The following is a 14,528-nucleotide window of genomic DNA, read 5'->3' as shown; positions in this document are numbered from 1 at the left end:
AATCGAGAATGAGTGACTATAAAGACACCCTGAATTTACCGGAAACAGGGTTCCCTATGCGCGGGGATTTAGCCAAGCGCGAACCAGATATGTTGAAACGTTGGTATAAAGAAGGTTTGTATCAGGCTATCAGAAAAGCAAAATCAGGTAAAAAGACCTTCATTTTGCACGATGGCCCTCCATATGCAAACGGCGATATTCATATTGGTCACTCAGTCAATAAAATTCTCAAAGACATTGTTGTTAAATCCAAAGGGTTATCAGGCTACGATTCGCCTTATATTCCAGGTTGGGACTGCCACGGTTTGCCAATTGAGCTCAAGGTTGAGCAAATTATCGGTAAGCCAGGTGAAAAATTTTCCGCCGCTGAGTTCCGTGCTGAGTGCCGCAAATATGCAATGAGTCAGGTCGAAACACAAAAAGCGGGTTTCAAACGTCTGGGTGTTCTGGGTGACTGGGATAAACCTTACCTGACGATGGACTTCAAAACAGAAGCAGACATCATTCGTGCACTGGGTCGTATCATCGGCAACGGTCATTTGTTGAAAGGTGTTAAACCTGTTCACTGGTGTACTGATTGTGGCTCTTCTCTTGCCGAAGCGGAAGTTGAGTATTACGACAAAACCTCCCCTTCCATTGACGTCTGTTTCACAGCCGTTGATGCAGATGCTGTGTATGCCAAATTTGCCAAATCGGGTATGAGGCTACAGGATCTGCCGGTTTCTCTGGTGATCTGGACAACCACACCGTGGACATTACCAGCAAACCGAGCGATCTCATTGGGCTCAGAAATCACTTACCAATTGGTCAAAGTTAACAATGAATGTCTGATTCTGGCTGCGGAATTGGTTGAATCTGTTATGCAGCGTGCAGGTATCACTGCATGGGAAGTCATCGGTGACTGCAAAGGCGCAGATCTAGAACTGATGCGTTTCAACCATCCATTTATGGGCTTTGACACTCCTGCTATTCTGGGCGATCACGTGACTCTTGATGCGGGTACTGGTGCAGTACATACTGCGGGCGGTCATGGCCCGGACGACTACTCTATCAGCCTAAAATATGGCCTTGAAATCGCAAACCCGGTTGGGCCAAATGGCTGCTACATTTCTGGCACTTATCCTTCTCTGGATGGCCTGTTTGTTTTCAAAGCGAACGATGTCATCGTTGAGCTACTGAAAGAAAAAGGCGCGTTACTGAGTCTGTCAAAAATTCAGCACAGCTATCCTTGCTGCTGGCGTCACAAAAAACCAATCATCTTCCGTGCAACACCACAATGGTTTATCAGCATGGATCAGAACGGCCTGCGTGAACAATCACTGAAAGAGATCAAAGGGGTTGAGTGGATACCAGGTTGGGGACAAGCACGCATTGAGTCTATGGTAGAAAACCGCCCAGATTGGTGTATCTCCCGTCAGCGCACATGGGGCGTACCGATGTCTCTGTTCTTACATAAAGAGACACAAGAACTACACCCTCGCACACCAGAACTCATTGAAGAAGTCGCCAAGCGTGTTGAAATAGATGGCATTCAGGCATGGTGGGATCTTGATGCATCAGAACTTCTGGGTGATGAAGCAGCAGATTACATCAAAACACAGGATACACTGGATGTCTGGTTTGATTCAGGAAGCACCCACGCCTCTGTTGTCGATGTTCGTCCAGAATTCAATGGCCATTCCGCAAACATTTATCTGGAAGGCTCTGACCAGCACCGTGGCTGGTTTATGTCCTCACTCATGCTGTCAACTGCGATCAAAGGTAAAGCGCCTTACCGTCAGGTTCTGACTCACGGTTTCACCGTTGATGAACAAGGACGTAAAATGTCCAAATCCATCGGCAACACCGTTAGCCCACAAGATGTGATGAACAAACTGGGGGCAGATATCCTGCGTCTTTGGGTGGCATCAACAGATTACTCTGGCGAAATTGCAGTTTCTGATGAAATCCTGAAGCGCTCAGCGGATGCTTACCGCCGCATCCGTAATACTGCTCGGTTCCTGCTGGCAAACCTGAACGGTTTCGATCCTGAACAGCACATGGTAAAAGCGGAAGACATGGTAACACTGGATCGTTGGGCGGTAGGTCGTGCACAGGCAGCACAAGCTGATATCCTCAAGCACTACGATGAATACGACTTCCACTCCGTTGTTCAGCGCTTGATGCAGTTCTGCTCCGTAGAGATGGGCTCATTCTATCTGGACATCATCAAAGATCGTCAGTACACCGCAAAACGCGACAGTGTTGCACGCCGTAGCTGCCAGAGCGCCTTATACCACATTGCAGAAGCACTGGTTCGCTGGATGGCACCAATCCTTTCCTTTACTGCGGATGAAGTGTGGAATGAATTGCCTGGCAAACGCGCACAGTTTGTCTTGACCGAAGAGTGGTATGATGGTCTATTCGGTCTGGCAGGTAGTGAAAATATGAACGATACTTTCTGGGCTGAATTGCTGCAAGTTCGCAGTGAAGTGAACAAAGTACTGGAACAGGCTCGTGCCGATAAATACATCCGTAGTTCACTGGAAGCGGCTGTCACACTTTATGCTGATGAAGTACTGGCAGAAAAACTCAACAAACTGTCTGATGAGTTGCGTTTTGTATTACTGACTTCACAAACCGAAGTTGCTGCCTATTCATCTGCGTGTACTGATGCACAACAGAGCGAACTTAAAGGGCTGAAAATTGCCTTTCGTAAAGCAGACGGTGAAAAATGCCCACGTTGCTGGCACTATGCTAAAGACTTGGGATTGGTAGCGGAACATGCAGAACTCTGTGGCCGCTGTGTGACTAACGTTGCCGGTAACGGTGAAGAGCGTAAATTTGCCTGATGAAGAAACCCATTTGTTCCACTGGCCTTCGCTGGCTTTGGTTAGTTGCTGTGGTATTGATTTTGGATCTAGGCAGTAAACAGTTAGTATTACAAAACTTCAGACTGTACGAATCCATACCATTAATACCGTACTTCAATCTGACTTATGCCCAGAATCTTGGGGCTGCGTTTAGTTTTCTGGCTGACAAAGGTGGCTGGCAGCGGTGGTTTTTTGCCTTGATTGCGATTGTCATCTCTATCACGCTACTGGTAATGATGTATCGCTCCAGTGCCAAACAGAAACTGAGCAACATTGCTTATGCTTTAGTAGTTGGTGGAGCACTGGGAAATCTGTTTGATCGGCTAGTACATGGTTTTGTTGTCGATTTCATCGATTTTTATATCGGAGCATGGCACTGGCCGACTTTTAATATCGCAGATACTGCCATTTGCATCGGGGCAGCACTCATTATCATTGAGAGCTTTATCAGTTCGGATGATAAGAAAACTGTATCAAAACAAACAGAATCCAAACAACAATCATCAAGAAAACAATAAGAAACCAGCCTCGGTTAATATAACCGGGGTTGATAGCTTCACCCACTTGCAATTGTTTATTATTAAATCGTTTTTACTAAGTCGTTTTTTACTAAAAGGTTTGAGCAACATGTCAATGCAGGTGCAAACGCACAGTGCAGTTTTGTTACACTTCACATTAAAACTGGATGATGGTTCAACAGCAGACTCGACTTATAGTCAGGGTAAACCCGCATTATTCCGTTTAGGTGATGGCAGCCTTTCCGAGCCACTCGAACAACAACTGATTGGTTTGAAAGCTGGCGATAAACACCAATTCATACTGGCAGGAGAAACTGTTTTCGGCAAATATAATCCTGATCTGGTGCAATACTTCACACCACGCGATTTTGCCAATTCGGATATTCCTGAGGTAGGTACTATTATGCTATTTACTGCTATGAATGGTAGCGAAATGCCGGGGTTTATCAAAGAAGTTGCAGGAGGTTCTATCACTGTTGATTTTAACCATCCACTGGCTGACCAAAACGTCACTTTTGAGATTGAAGTGTTGGAAATAGACCCTCAGTTGGAGGAAAACCATGCAAATATTGCTGGCTAACCCTCGTGGTTTTTGTGCTGGTGTTGATCGTGCCATCAGCATTGTAGAACGCGCATTAGAATTATATGGTGCACCGATTTATGTTCGCCATGAAGTAGTACATAACCGCTATGTGGTTGATGATCTGAGGAATCGGGGTGCTATCTTCATTGAAGAAATTTCAGAAGTTCCTGATGGTGCAATTCTGATTTTCTCCGCACATGGCGTTTCTCAGGCCATCCGTAACGAAGCTCGTTCCCGCAATTTAACCATGCTGTTTGATGCTACCTGCCCACTGGTAACAAAAGTCCATATGGAAGTCGCCCGTGCAAGCCGTAAAGGTAAAGAAGCTATTTTAATCGGACATGCCGGTCATCCAGAAGTTGAAGGCACGATGGGGCAGTATAATAATCCTGAAGGCGGTATGTATCTGGTGGAATCACCGGAAGATGTCTGGAAATTGCAGATTAAAGACGAAAATAATCTCTGTTTTATGACACAAACCACACTTTCTGTGGATGATACCTCAGAAGTGATTGATGCACTTAATGCCCGGTTCCCGAATATTATCGGCCCACGTAAGGATGATATCTGTTATGCCACCACCAATCGCCAGGAAGCGGTTCGTGATTTGGCAACAGATGCCGATATTGTCTTAGTCGTTGGCTCCAAAAACTCATCAAACTCAAACCGTCTGGCTGAACTGGCACAACGTATGGGCAAACCTGCTTATTTGATTGATTCTGCGGATGATATCAAAGAGGAATGGGTTGATGGTGTGAGTTCTATTGGCTTGACAGCAGGGGCATCCGCACCGGATATTTTAGTGCAACAAGTCATTAAGCGTTTGAAAATGTTTGGGGCAGAAACAGTTAATGAACTGTATGGCCGCGAAGAAAACATTGTGTTTGAAGTACCGAAAGAGCTACGAGTTGAAGTGAAAGAAGTTAATTAACTTCGGATTGACTTAAGAATCATTATTTCAGGATTGCTTCAACTTAAATTCGGCTTTTCTGTTGGAAGATGCAATTAGTTTATTCGGCATCTTTCTAACGAAAAGCCGGATATGAATGTCTTGCCCAAAAATTTAACAACATTCATAACGGCTTGTTATCTTATTCCATTTCCATTTATCATTTCTTGCCGCGGGATGTAATTCCATGTCCCCATTTACGTTCATAAACCCCATATTGATATATGCTTGCCTCGCCTCATCATATGGAGAAAGCTTTAACTTTCCTTCCATCCCTAATTGTTGTGATTTATTTACTGCATATTCAATAAGTAAAACACCACAACCTCGAATACCGCAATGAGTAGCCAAAAAAGAAACTTCAGGTAACTCATTTTCATGATTATCTTTCACTAATAATTGTAAAGCACCGACAGGAATACCTCTGAAATAAGCAATAACAAAAAACTTTTTTGAACCGTCAGTTTTATCTCTCATAGATTGAAGCTTTGCATTAGTCGAGAGGCAATTAAGTATACTAACTGCCTGATTATATCTCATTTTCCACCTTTGCTGTTCCTCATCAAGTTTAAGAAAATCAAAATAGAACCAATCCTCAGCCATAGTTTCTGTTAGTATCTTTTCCGTTGCATGGAATGCTTCTTCTGGGCTAACCTCCTTGATTGTGATAAATGTTTTCATATTAACCAATGTCATGTACATATCCGCACATGATCTAGATCGGTTTAAAGGGCCAAATCCTACAGAATGGTTGTTAATATTAAAAGATTTTGATCTGAACATTACATTAATCCCCCCCTCTTTAATATCTTGGAAGATGTAAATAATTCACCCGACTTCTCTCTAATAAAAATCCAAATATATTGGATACACGTCGTCTTTCAAGTTACATATTGAAATCTATAGGGTATAGCATATTAGGTGTCGCACCTGATATTCAGCAGAATCTATAACGGCCCGTTACCTCATCCCATTTCCATTTATCACTTCTATCAGCAGGATATAATTCTAGATTTTCCCCAACACTAGTAAATCCCATCTCTATATATGCCGGTATCGCCCCCTTATATGGCAAAAGTTGTAACTTCCCCCCCATGCCTAATTGTTGTGATTTATTTACTGCATATTCAATGAGTAAAACACCACAACCTCGAATACCACAATGAGTTGCCAAAAAAACGACTTTAGGTAACCCATCAGTAACTAACAACTGTAAAATTCCGATAGGAACACCTCTGAAATAAGATACAAAAAACAACATTCTTTTATCAGTTCCTTCAAGCTGAAGGCGAGCACCAATATTATTATAGAGAAATGTAAATATTTTCAATGCTTGGTTATATCTCGAATTCCATTTTATTTTCTCCTCATCAAGCTCAGAAGAGTTAGAGTACAACCACTCATCATTCATAGTTTCTTTCTTTATTTTTTGTACTGCATTAAATGCTTCTGGTAGACTAGCCTCCTTAATAACTATAGAACATCTGATATCAATTGATCTTGGCCATATTTCTGAAAAAGATTTTGATCTGGATATCATATTAACCTCCTTATAATATAAAAATTTCTTATTATTATATTGCTATCATTAACTAGCTAGAAACCTTTCTTTTTTCCATATTAATATTATCAATAAATTTATTTAAAGAAGCTGGGATAATTAAAATAATTTAATAGTTTTCATATTAGTTGATATAAAAATTCATCTACATCAAAAATAAAAACACCTTTGAATTAAGTCATAATACACCGTTACTGTATTGAGTCAATTTCTGTTACACAGAAATAAATAAAAGACGAACAGCAAAACCAATCAAAACCACGCCTACTGCGCGTTCGAACCAATGCCCTAGCCGGATAAACTGTAAGCGAACCGTAGAGTTGGAAAAAAGACAACTAACCAGAATAAACCATGCTGCATTTACTATACACATCCACACACCATAAAAAATCTGGACAGATAACGGCGTAGTTGCACTCACAACAGTTGTGAAGATAGCCAGAAAAAATAAAGTTGCTTTGGGATTGGTCGCATTTGTCATAAAACCAGTAAAAAAAGCTCGTCGCAAGTTTCTTTGTTGCGGAAGTGCCTTATTCGGGAGGATAAAATCCGTTTTTTCCGGCTTACTTCTAATAAATTGAATCCCCAAATAGCAAATATATATACCACCAATCATTTTTGCTATTGTCATCAACCAAGGTGTTGAATGTATTAATGCTCCAATACCAATCAATGTATAAATAACATGGACGGATATTCCCGCACCAATACCAATAGCGGTACAAATTCCCACCCAACGACCAAAGCGTATGCTCTGTCGTAGTGTTACGGCAAAATCTGGTCCCGGTGCGACAACAGCCAAAAAATGAATAAGTGCAAGTCCCCAAAACTCATGCAAGTAATCAGAAAGCATATTTACCCCGAAAAGCGTTTATATTTATAGTGGTATCACTTAGTCGAATCTATTATGACGCAATATATTACGTTGGCATCACTATGTCATATTGCACCGATAACTTGCCTTTCTTTTCCTTAATAGCTTGTATCTGAATTTTGTGAATATGTTTTAATGATGTCACATGTGTTCCGCCACAAGGGTAAGGGGGAAGTTCACCAAAACTGACTTGCCGAAATCCATCATCACGCAGAGTAATCTGGCAAGATAAATTTTCAGCGATAAGTTGATCACAACTTTCCTGGAGTGCTTCAACAAAAACAGCTTGAGCATGCATTCCCGGTTTAAAAATAACCCGGCTTTCTCCGGGCCAATGGTGTGCACTGACAGGATACCAACCCAAGCCTTCAACAATATGACCAATAAGATGACCTGCTGAATGTAGCTGTGAGTGTAATTGACGATGATTTTCGTCAACGCGCGCAAAAGCTATTCCTGTATTGATAGGATGTTTTGTGTAATGAATGATGTCATCATTTTCAAATGCGACGTGAACAACTTCCACATCATTCAGCCAGCCAACATCACTAGGTTGCCCCCCTCCCTGAGGATGAAATGGTGTTACGTTTAATCGGATTGCATAGCGTCCATCATTACAGGAAGAGACACCGCGAAAAGAACAATCTAACACTTCAACTTCCCTGCTCAGGATAGAACTGGATAAATAAAAACGTTCAGTCATATTCAATATTCTTCATATAAACAAATTTCCCTGATTGTATTAAATAAATACAATTGTGATAATCCATCCTCAACTCAAATAACTTTTGACCTATGAGCATAAATAGCACGATAAATTTAATGCGGGAAATGGCTATTTTCGCCAAAGTGGTTGAAACCGGTAGTTTCTCTGAAACTGCACGTCAGCTTGCCGCAACACCTTCTGCCATTAGTCGTTCTGTCACCAGACTGGAAAAAGCGCTCGGCACCCGCCTGCTGCAAAGAACAACACGCAAACTTCGTTTAAGTGAAAGCGGACAAACCGTTTATGAACATTGCCTGGACATGATGAATTCTGCTCAGGCAATCATGTCGGTATCAGGAAACTTTAACCAAGAACCACAAGGAATAGTCCGGGTCAGTGTCCCTAAAGCGGTTGGCCGTTTTGTTATTCATCCTCATATACCTGCTTTTCTTGCCCACTATCCTAAAGTTGATGTAAGTTTGCGACTTGATGATCGTTATGTAGATTTGATAGATGAAGAGGTTGATCTTGCAATACGGATCACAGATCAACCTCCTCCGGGCCTCATGGGAAAACGGTTATTAAATATTTGGCATATGTTATGTGCAACCCCCGAATACCTGGCAGAACATGGCACACCACAACATCCGCACGATCTGAAAAATCACAGTTGCATCTATCTTGGGGAAGAACCAGGAGATTCACGTTGGAAATTCAATCAGGGAAGTAAAAGTATTACCGTCAATGTTTATGGCCGTTACGCTGCTAATCATACAGGAGTTCGGCTTGATGCAGTGTTAAGACATATCGGAATTGGCAACTTACCTTATTTTACCGCTAAACATGCTTTACAACAGGGACGGCTGGTTCAAGTTCTGCCTGATTGGAACTTTAAAGCCAACCACACTGGCGAATTATGGATACTTTATCCACCAACACGGCATTTACCTCCAAAACTCAGTGTATTTATAGAATTTCTGGCCGAACGCCTCCGTCAGGAAAACATCGCAGATAATAAAAGGGTAGATAAGATTCACAATACCACTCATTACGAATTACCTGAAATGGGTGGATAATTATGTTCATGTAAAAGAGGTGAATTAGTTATTTTAACTCACCTCTTCCCTGTAATATGCAAAGGGGTTTATAATAATGAATAAGTTAATTGCCATTGGTAACAAAACAATAATTCCATATTAAAATCTGAATTATCATTCCCTATAAAAAGATCGTGTCATATTGTTTTCATTAATGTTTTTAATTAAGTCTATATTTTAGATTATTAACATCAATAGGTTCGGAATTACTGAGCATAGTTAGTACGTGATCTAAGCAATTATAAAACCCCCAAAACTCGGTATAATCATACTTACCCTCTTTAGCCAATTTTTCTGCATTAATTTCTCTCAATCTTGTATAGTCATACCACTCTTTAATATTACTTACCCGATGATGCCAATCATGACAAATCAGTGACCCCTGCACTATCAACATTCGAACAGGCAAATGGTAGAATAAATGTTTAAAGGCCCATATAATCCATTGTAGAGAATATTTCAAAGAAAAACTTTCAGGACAAGGTGAGCCACAAAAGCGTCCTAAAGAGTTTTTGATATGGCTATGAAGAATAGTCTCATTTTCACGACGTAACAACCACACATGCTCAGTCATTAACTGTAATAACGATGCTATCTGGTACACAATTATATAAGGGATAATGATGAATAATACAAAATTCATCATTCCCATCCACCAAGCAAGGTAGCCCAAAAATAGAAAATAAACAATAGTCATGATGAACCGATAAACAGGAACACCTATTAAATTTGATTTAATGCGGCCATAGAAATATGAAAAATGAAAATAAGGACTAAATAGGGTCAAAAACAGGTTAATATAGAGCTGTTTCTTTGTTTTTCCAGGTTCAAACCCTAATTTGTATACTGCCGCTAAATCTTTATCTTCTGTTGTTGAAAAATCCTTTCCATGATGCTCATATATATGAAACTGACGGTATGAATCGTAAGGTTGAGTAATGAATATGGTGGATAAAATTTCACATATAACTCTATTGCGTGATTTCGTTGAGAGTAAATTCCCATGCACCCCTTGATGAATAATAGTAGCAACAATATACCTGGCTCCAGAAGTGGAAAATAATACACCGACTAAATAGAGAATAAACTTGATAATTGATGACATATTACTATTTAGTGACAAGTAGATAAGTAGCGTACCAACCACAATCCAACTAATCGACCAACATATCATTTCAATTGAGCTGGATTTCCATAATGCTTTCCTGCCGGGAATATCCTTTCCTGTTAACCAACTCCACACACCTTGAAAAGGCAATATCTTATATGTATTCCGAATAGCGGTAGATTCCTTATAAAGGTCAATTCCTGTTTTCATAATTCCTCCTATTGATGAACAAAGTAATTTTAATATAATTATTTTTTATTACAAAGAGTGAAATATCAAAACATAAATTGTAACTATTACAATCTATAAATAAATTCGCAGTGAACGTGCAAAGTTATCTATATATATCAATTTGTTAAAATTTTATAAAAAAGAATCCCGCTTTGCGGCTATAAAATAGCCGATAACACATAAAAAGCAGCCAGACTGATAACAACACACACTACGATATTTCTGATAAAAAAAGCAAAAACGGTAGTTAATAATGCCCCCCATAAATAAGGATTATTAGAAACCTCTCTTAACTCCCCATGTTCCATTAAAATAATTGGCCCACATATCGCAATCAATAAACAAGGGGCAGAATATTTTAATGATTCATTTATTATTTTAGGAAGCTTTACCGGAACTTTAGGTTCCAGGAAAACATATCTATTAAATAATACAATACCAGCTAAAATAAAAAGCAAGACCCAACTCATATTGACTCCTTATTTAACCTGGCTATAAAAACAGAAAAGAACATACCACTGACACCAGCAATAATAATGGCACCTTCAACGTGCAGGTAAGATAATATCATTGACAAAAACAATGAAAAAATCACGCCCAAAAATACACTGAGTTTTTTTATCATCGGTACAACAATAGTAATGAAGGTAGCGACAATTGAGAAATCCAGATGATACTTATCTAAATCTGGAATAGAAGAAGCCATTAATATTCCCAGAAGACTGAATAGATTCCAGCATACATAAAAGCATAATCCAGCACCAATCAAATAGCCCGGAGTTAAAATCTGTTTATCTCTCTGAGCACAACTTAAAGCAAATAATTCATCTGTTAGTAAGAAACCGATTGGTAGTCGATAACGAAATTTTAATAAAGAAACATATTCGCGTAAAGTTAAGCCATAGAGAAAATGCTGAGCTGTGATAAAAAACACTGAAATAATAATAGTAAAGATACTAGCACCCGATGCTAATAAACCAAGTGTCACTAATTGTGCAGCACCAGCGAATAAGATTGCAGACATCCCTATACTTTGTCCCAGAGTTAACCCTGATTGAACAGCAACAGAGCCAGCAAGTATTCCCCAGGGAATAACCGAAAGGCAAAGCGGTAACATATTATATATTCCAGACCAAAATCCTTGCCAGGAGGATATTTTTGGTTGCAATTCAGTCATTGTTTTTTCCATAAACAGATCTACGCCAACAAAATAAAAGAACCATTGACAGGTAGCTTACGTGCGGGTAATACAGGAGTATTGAATAAAATTGTGGTGAAATAATTTCTTGCTAATCTGGTTGGAATCCTTCCCAATAAGGCAATAGCGCATTTTTAAGCTGTTTGTAGAGAACGGACAAACATACCAGGAGTGATCCCTAAGGCATTTTTAAAATGGCGGTTAAAATGGCTTTGATCGGCAAAACCACAGCGAATAGCAACATTTAGTATAGAATGTCCATCCAATAACAATTTTCGCGCCATACGTAAGCGGGCAAAAATTAAATAAACATGAGGGGTTACTCCGATAATCTCCTTAAATTGCCGCAAAAAATGCCATGGACTTAGCTGTACCATTTCTGCTAACCGATTGAGAGAAATATCTGTTTCTGCATGTGCATCAATATATTCTTTAGCCAATAAGATCTGCTTTTCAGCAGAAGGAAGTTTCTGTGCAGTAATACGTGTTTTGCCGTAATTCATTATCAACCAAGAAAGTGAAGAAAGCAGCATAGTTTCTTTGAATAAAGTATTACCTTTTTGTGACAATAAATTAAACATCAGACGTAATTGTTCAGATAACCCAGGATCATGAACCACAGCAGAAGGGAACCACGGTATACTGCCATCTGCATATTTTAAGTCGCGTGAAAGTGAACGTAATAAATCAGGTGGAGGGTAAATAGCTTGATATGACCAACCTGTTGTAACAGCAGCAGATCCGGTATGAATTTCATCTGAATTGACTAAAATAATATCACCTTTAGGCGCAATATGTTCCGCACCGGTACGATAGAAACGCTGAGCCCCCTCTTCTATGACTCCTATACAAAAGGTCTCGTGCACATGCCGAGAAAATACTTGCTTACGGTAACTGGCTTTGAGCATCTCCAAACCATTAAATTCTTTCAGACGAAAGAACTGAATTTTCTCTTTTACATTTTCTTGTTGCCACATAAAATAGTTACCCAAGTTTCTAATGAAAATTGATCTTTTTATGGTATTGAACTCTTTTATTTTTAAGTTATATATCCCATAGATTTTAGTCTGTAACTTGAAAGACAATGGGTCTATCACCCATTTTTCTACTCGCTTGTTTAATTAACTATGCGCTTTTTCCAGTCTGAAGAAAATTAAGATCTCACCTATAGAGTATAAAGAATATGGGCATTTTCAAGTATCACTGACGACTCATTGTTCTTATTCCAACAAATCTTTTTTGTAAAAAACACATCAGAGAGGATTTAGCGAGCCTTTTTCTTTTTTGTATAAAATTGCTATAGCAATGTTACTAAGGTAACCAGAATATTTATTTTTTCGTCAAAAATAATTTGAATGTATATATTTAATAATTGTTATAATAAATATTGCATTAATTTACTTTCTATCTGTTATTTTTATATACCCTATCATGTTATATCCACAGTTTAGATTTTGTTATAACTGTCCTTCTGATCACTGTTTTCCTAATGATCTCCCTTTGAGACTGGTGCAACCAGCCATTGACAGTTAAGCTGTAGACAATTTGCTTTATCACCTCAATTAAAACCAATATCAACTATAGTGAGGGCCTTATGGCTGATACAGATATTCGCATTGCTATCGTAGGGGCCAGTGGCCGCATGGGACGCAATCTTATTCAGGCCATTCAGCAGTTAGATGGCGTTACACTTGGTGCAGCATTAGAACACCCAGACTCTTCATTGGTGGGAGCAGATGCCGGTGAATTGGCCAGTATTGGTCATAACGGTATTACGATCCGTAATGATCTCCATTCTGTCATAGAAGATTTTGATGTCCTGATTGATTTCACCCGCCCAGAAGGAACGCTGACATATCTGCCAATTTGCCGGCAATACCGTAAAGCCATGGTGATTGGTACAACTGGGTTTGATGATGCAGGTAAGCAAGCAATCAAAGATGCTGCAAATGAAATTCCTATTGTTTTTGCAGCAAATTTCAGTGTCGGTGTTAACCTTGTCCTGAAACTGTTGGAAAAAGCAGCAACAGTGATGGGAGAGTATACGGATATTGAAATCATTGAAGCTCACCATCGCCATAAAGTAGACGCACCATCAGGAACAGCACTGGCAATGGGAGAATCTATTGCACATACGCTCGGTCGCGACCTGAAAACTTGTGCTGTATATGCGCGGGAAGGCCACACAGGTGAGCGGAACCCCAAAAGTATTGGTTTTGCTACGGTAAGAGCTGGCGATATTGTTGGAGAACATACTGCTATTTTTGCCGATATTGGTGAACGAGTAGAAATCAGCCATAAGGCTTCAAGCCGTATGACTTTTGCAAATGGCGCTGTTAAGGCATCTATCTGGATAACCAATAAAAACAGAGGCCTTTATGACATGAAAGATGTCCTTAACTTCGATAAATTATAATTATTTAACAATATAACCTATTGTAATTACGCAATTATTTATCATTAATTGCGTAATTTTTATTAATTGAAACATAAATATAAATATTACGTCATTTATACCTATTTTCTACATTAATCTCACTTTTTTACTACCTTTTATCCTATAGATACGAAAAATCATACTGTTTTTTCTGTTTTAAAATTTAATTTCCCATTAATCGTGAATATACTCGCACTTTTCTTATGTTTTTCAGGTAAATTTCACTGAAACAATAGTGAGTGTCGCAAAAAAAACAATAAAAAGGGCGTTTTTTGTAGACAAGGCCCTCTCTCATCATTAGAATGCGCGCAATTTGCCAAAATTTTGACAAACATCATAATTGGCATTGATTTAAAGGATTAATTCTGAATTAATATGCATTGAGTGCGATTTATTATTCATTCTGGAGGGTGT

General features: G+C 39.4%; 14 protein-coding genes. 6 read left to right on the top strand and 8 right to left on the bottom strand.

The genetic code is table 11. From position 1 onward, the window contains the following. The first annotated feature begins 8 nt into the window (after positions 1-8). The 4 genes from ileS to ispH all read left to right on the top strand — a co-directional run bounded on the left by ileS (position 9) and on the right by ispH (position 4,884). Positions 9-2,831, top strand: coding sequence for an isoleucine--tRNA ligase (ileS, locus tag ABLA85_RS09425; RefSeq protein WP_367963436.1), 2,823 nt, complete (start codon positions 9-11; stop codon positions 2,829-2,831). After that, the gene (gene lspA, locus ABLA85_RS09420; RefSeq protein WP_367963433.1) at positions 2,831-3,370 is read left to right on the top strand and encodes a signal peptidase II; all 540 of its coding nucleotides are present in this window, start codon (positions 2,831-2,833) and stop codon (positions 3,368-3,370) included. The genes ileS and lspA overlap by 1 nt, the downstream gene beginning before the upstream one ends. Positions 3,371-3,479: 109 nt before the next feature. Next, positions 3,480-3,950, top strand: coding sequence for an FKBP-type peptidyl-prolyl cis-trans isomerase (gene fkpB / locus ABLA85_RS09415; protein WP_367963431.1), 471 nt, complete (start codon positions 3,480-3,482; stop codon positions 3,948-3,950). Continuing rightward, the gene (ispH, locus tag ABLA85_RS09410) at positions 3,931-4,884 is read left to right on the top strand and encodes a 4-hydroxy-3-methylbut-2-enyl diphosphate reductase (RefSeq protein ID WP_367963429.1); all 954 of its coding nucleotides are present in this window, start codon (positions 3,931-3,933) and stop codon (positions 4,882-4,884) included. Before fkpB ends, ispH begins: the two co-directional genes overlap by 20 nt. A 132-nt stretch (positions 4,885-5,016) precedes the next feature. Here ispH and ABLA85_RS09405 read toward each other — a convergent pair whose 3' ends face one another. The 4 genes from ABLA85_RS09405 to ABLA85_RS09390 all read right to left on the bottom strand — a co-directional run bounded on the left by ABLA85_RS09405 (position 5,017) and on the right by ABLA85_RS09390 (position 8,040). After that, positions 5,017-5,598 carry a GNAT family N-acetyltransferase gene (locus ABLA85_RS09405; RefSeq protein ID WP_367963426.1) on the bottom strand — a complete coding sequence of 194 codons (582 nt, stop codon included), beginning with the start codon at positions 5,596-5,598 and terminating at the stop codon, positions 5,017-5,019. A gap of 241 nt (positions 5,599-5,839) precedes the next feature. After that, on the bottom strand, positions 5,840-6,442 hold the full coding sequence (locus tag ABLA85_RS09400) for a hypothetical protein (RefSeq protein WP_367963423.1): 603 nt from the start codon (positions 6,440-6,442) through the stop codon (positions 5,840-5,842). A gap of 235 nt (positions 6,443-6,677) precedes the next feature. Next, positions 6,678-7,316 (bottom strand): LysE family translocator, encoded by a 639-nt coding sequence (locus ABLA85_RS09395; protein WP_367963421.1) that lies wholly within the window; start codon positions 7,314-7,316, stop codon positions 6,678-6,680. 67 nt (positions 7,317-7,383) lie between these two features. After that, on the bottom strand, positions 7,384-8,040 hold the full coding sequence (locus ABLA85_RS09390; RefSeq protein ID WP_367963419.1) for an alanyl-tRNA editing protein: 657 nt from the start codon (positions 8,038-8,040) through the stop codon (positions 7,384-7,386). Between the two features lie 92 nt (positions 8,041-8,132). Between ABLA85_RS09390 and ABLA85_RS09385 the strand changes: the two genes are divergently transcribed. Beyond that, the gene (locus ABLA85_RS09385; protein WP_367963416.1) at positions 8,133-9,119 is read left to right on the top strand and encodes a LysR family transcriptional regulator; all 987 of its coding nucleotides are present in this window, start codon (positions 8,133-8,135) and stop codon (positions 9,117-9,119) included. A gap of 181 nt (positions 9,120-9,300) precedes the next feature. Here the strand turns inward: ABLA85_RS09385 and ABLA85_RS09380 are convergent, their stop codons facing one another. The 4 genes from ABLA85_RS09380 to ABLA85_RS09365 form a co-directional block, all read right to left on the bottom strand. Further along, the gene (locus tag ABLA85_RS09380; RefSeq protein ID WP_367963414.1) at positions 9,301-10,458 is read right to left on the bottom strand and encodes a fatty acid desaturase; all 1,158 of its coding nucleotides are present in this window, start codon (positions 10,456-10,458) and stop codon (positions 9,301-9,303) included. Between the two features lie 179 nt (positions 10,459-10,637). Beyond that, on the bottom strand, positions 10,638-10,949 hold the full coding sequence (locus ABLA85_RS09375) for an AzlD domain-containing protein (protein WP_367963412.1): 312 nt from the start codon (positions 10,947-10,949) through the stop codon (positions 10,638-10,640). Beyond that, the gene (locus tag ABLA85_RS09370; protein WP_367963409.1) at positions 10,946-11,656 is read right to left on the bottom strand and encodes an AzlC family ABC transporter permease; all 711 of its coding nucleotides are present in this window, start codon (positions 11,654-11,656) and stop codon (positions 10,946-10,948) included. Before ABLA85_RS09370 ends, ABLA85_RS09375 begins: the two co-directional genes overlap by 4 nt. A gap of 155 nt (positions 11,657-11,811) precedes the next feature. Continuing rightward, positions 11,812-12,654: an AraC family ligand binding domain-containing protein gene (locus ABLA85_RS09365; protein ID WP_367963406.1), complete on the bottom strand. Its 843-nt coding sequence runs from the start codon at positions 12,652-12,654 to the stop codon at positions 11,812-11,814. Positions 12,655-13,271: 617 nt separating this feature from the next. On the opposite strand from ABLA85_RS09365, the gene dapB reads away from it, so the two are divergent. Further along, positions 13,272-14,093, top strand: a complete 822-nt coding sequence (gene dapB, locus ABLA85_RS09360; RefSeq protein ID WP_367963404.1) for a 4-hydroxy-tetrahydrodipicolinate reductase — start codon at positions 13,272-13,274, stop codon at positions 14,091-14,093. Positions 14,094-14,528: the final 435 nt, after the last annotated feature.

The sequence above is a fragment of the Xenorhabdus sp. SGI246 genome (assembly GCF_040838225.1).
Taxonomy (GTDB): Bacteria; Pseudomonadota; Gammaproteobacteria; order Enterobacterales; family Enterobacteriaceae; genus Xenorhabdus; species Xenorhabdus indica.
The sequence above is the reverse complement of the archived record's forward strand: the minus strand, read 5'-3'. Positions and strand labels throughout refer to the sequence as shown.

Bases quoted from the DNA above. Each gene is read 5' to 3' on its own strand.
- ABLA85_RS09370 (WP_367963409.1), bottom strand. From the start codon at position 11,656: ATGACTGAATTGCAACCAAAAATATCCTCCTGGCAAGGATTTTGGTCT.
- ileS (WP_367963436.1), top strand. From the start codon at position 9: ATGAGTGACTATAAAGACACCCTGAATTTACCGGAAACAGGGTTCCCT.
- ABLA85_RS09390 (WP_367963419.1), bottom strand. From the start codon at position 8,040: ATGACTGAACGTTTTTATTTATCCAGTTCTATCCTGAGCAGGGAAGTT.
- lspA (WP_367963433.1), top strand. From the start codon at position 2,831: ATGAAGAAACCCATTTGTTCCACTGGCCTTCGCTGGCTTTGGTTAGTT.
- ispH (WP_367963429.1), top strand. From the start codon at position 3,931: ATGCAAATATTGCTGGCTAACCCTCGTGGTTTTTGTGCTGGTGTTGAT.
- ABLA85_RS09405 (WP_367963426.1), bottom strand. From the start codon at position 5,598: ATGACATTGGTTAATATGAAAACATTTATCACAATCAAGGAGGTTAGC.
- ABLA85_RS09395 (WP_367963421.1), bottom strand. From the start codon at position 7,316: ATGCTTTCTGATTACTTGCATGAGTTTTGGGGACTTGCACTTATTCAT.
- ABLA85_RS09375 (WP_367963412.1), bottom strand. From the start codon at position 10,949: ATGAGTTGGGTCTTGCTTTTTATTTTAGCTGGTATTGTATTATTTAAT.
- ABLA85_RS09365 (WP_367963406.1), bottom strand. From the start codon at position 12,654: ATGTGGCAACAAGAAAATGTAAAAGAGAAAATTCAGTTCTTTCGTCTG.
- fkpB (WP_367963431.1), top strand. From the start codon at position 3,480: ATGTCAATGCAGGTGCAAACGCACAGTGCAGTTTTGTTACACTTCACA.
- ABLA85_RS09380 (WP_367963414.1), bottom strand. From the start codon at position 10,458: ATGAAAACAGGAATTGACCTTTATAAGGAATCTACCGCTATTCGGAAT.
- ABLA85_RS09400 (WP_367963423.1), bottom strand. From the start codon at position 6,442: ATGATATCCAGATCAAAATCTTTTTCAGAAATATGGCCAAGATCAATT.
- ABLA85_RS09385 (WP_367963416.1), top strand. From the start codon at position 8,133: ATGAGCATAAATAGCACGATAAATTTAATGCGGGAAATGGCTATTTTC.
- dapB (WP_367963404.1), top strand. From the start codon at position 13,272: ATGGCTGATACAGATATTCGCATTGCTATCGTAGGGGCCAGTGGCCGC.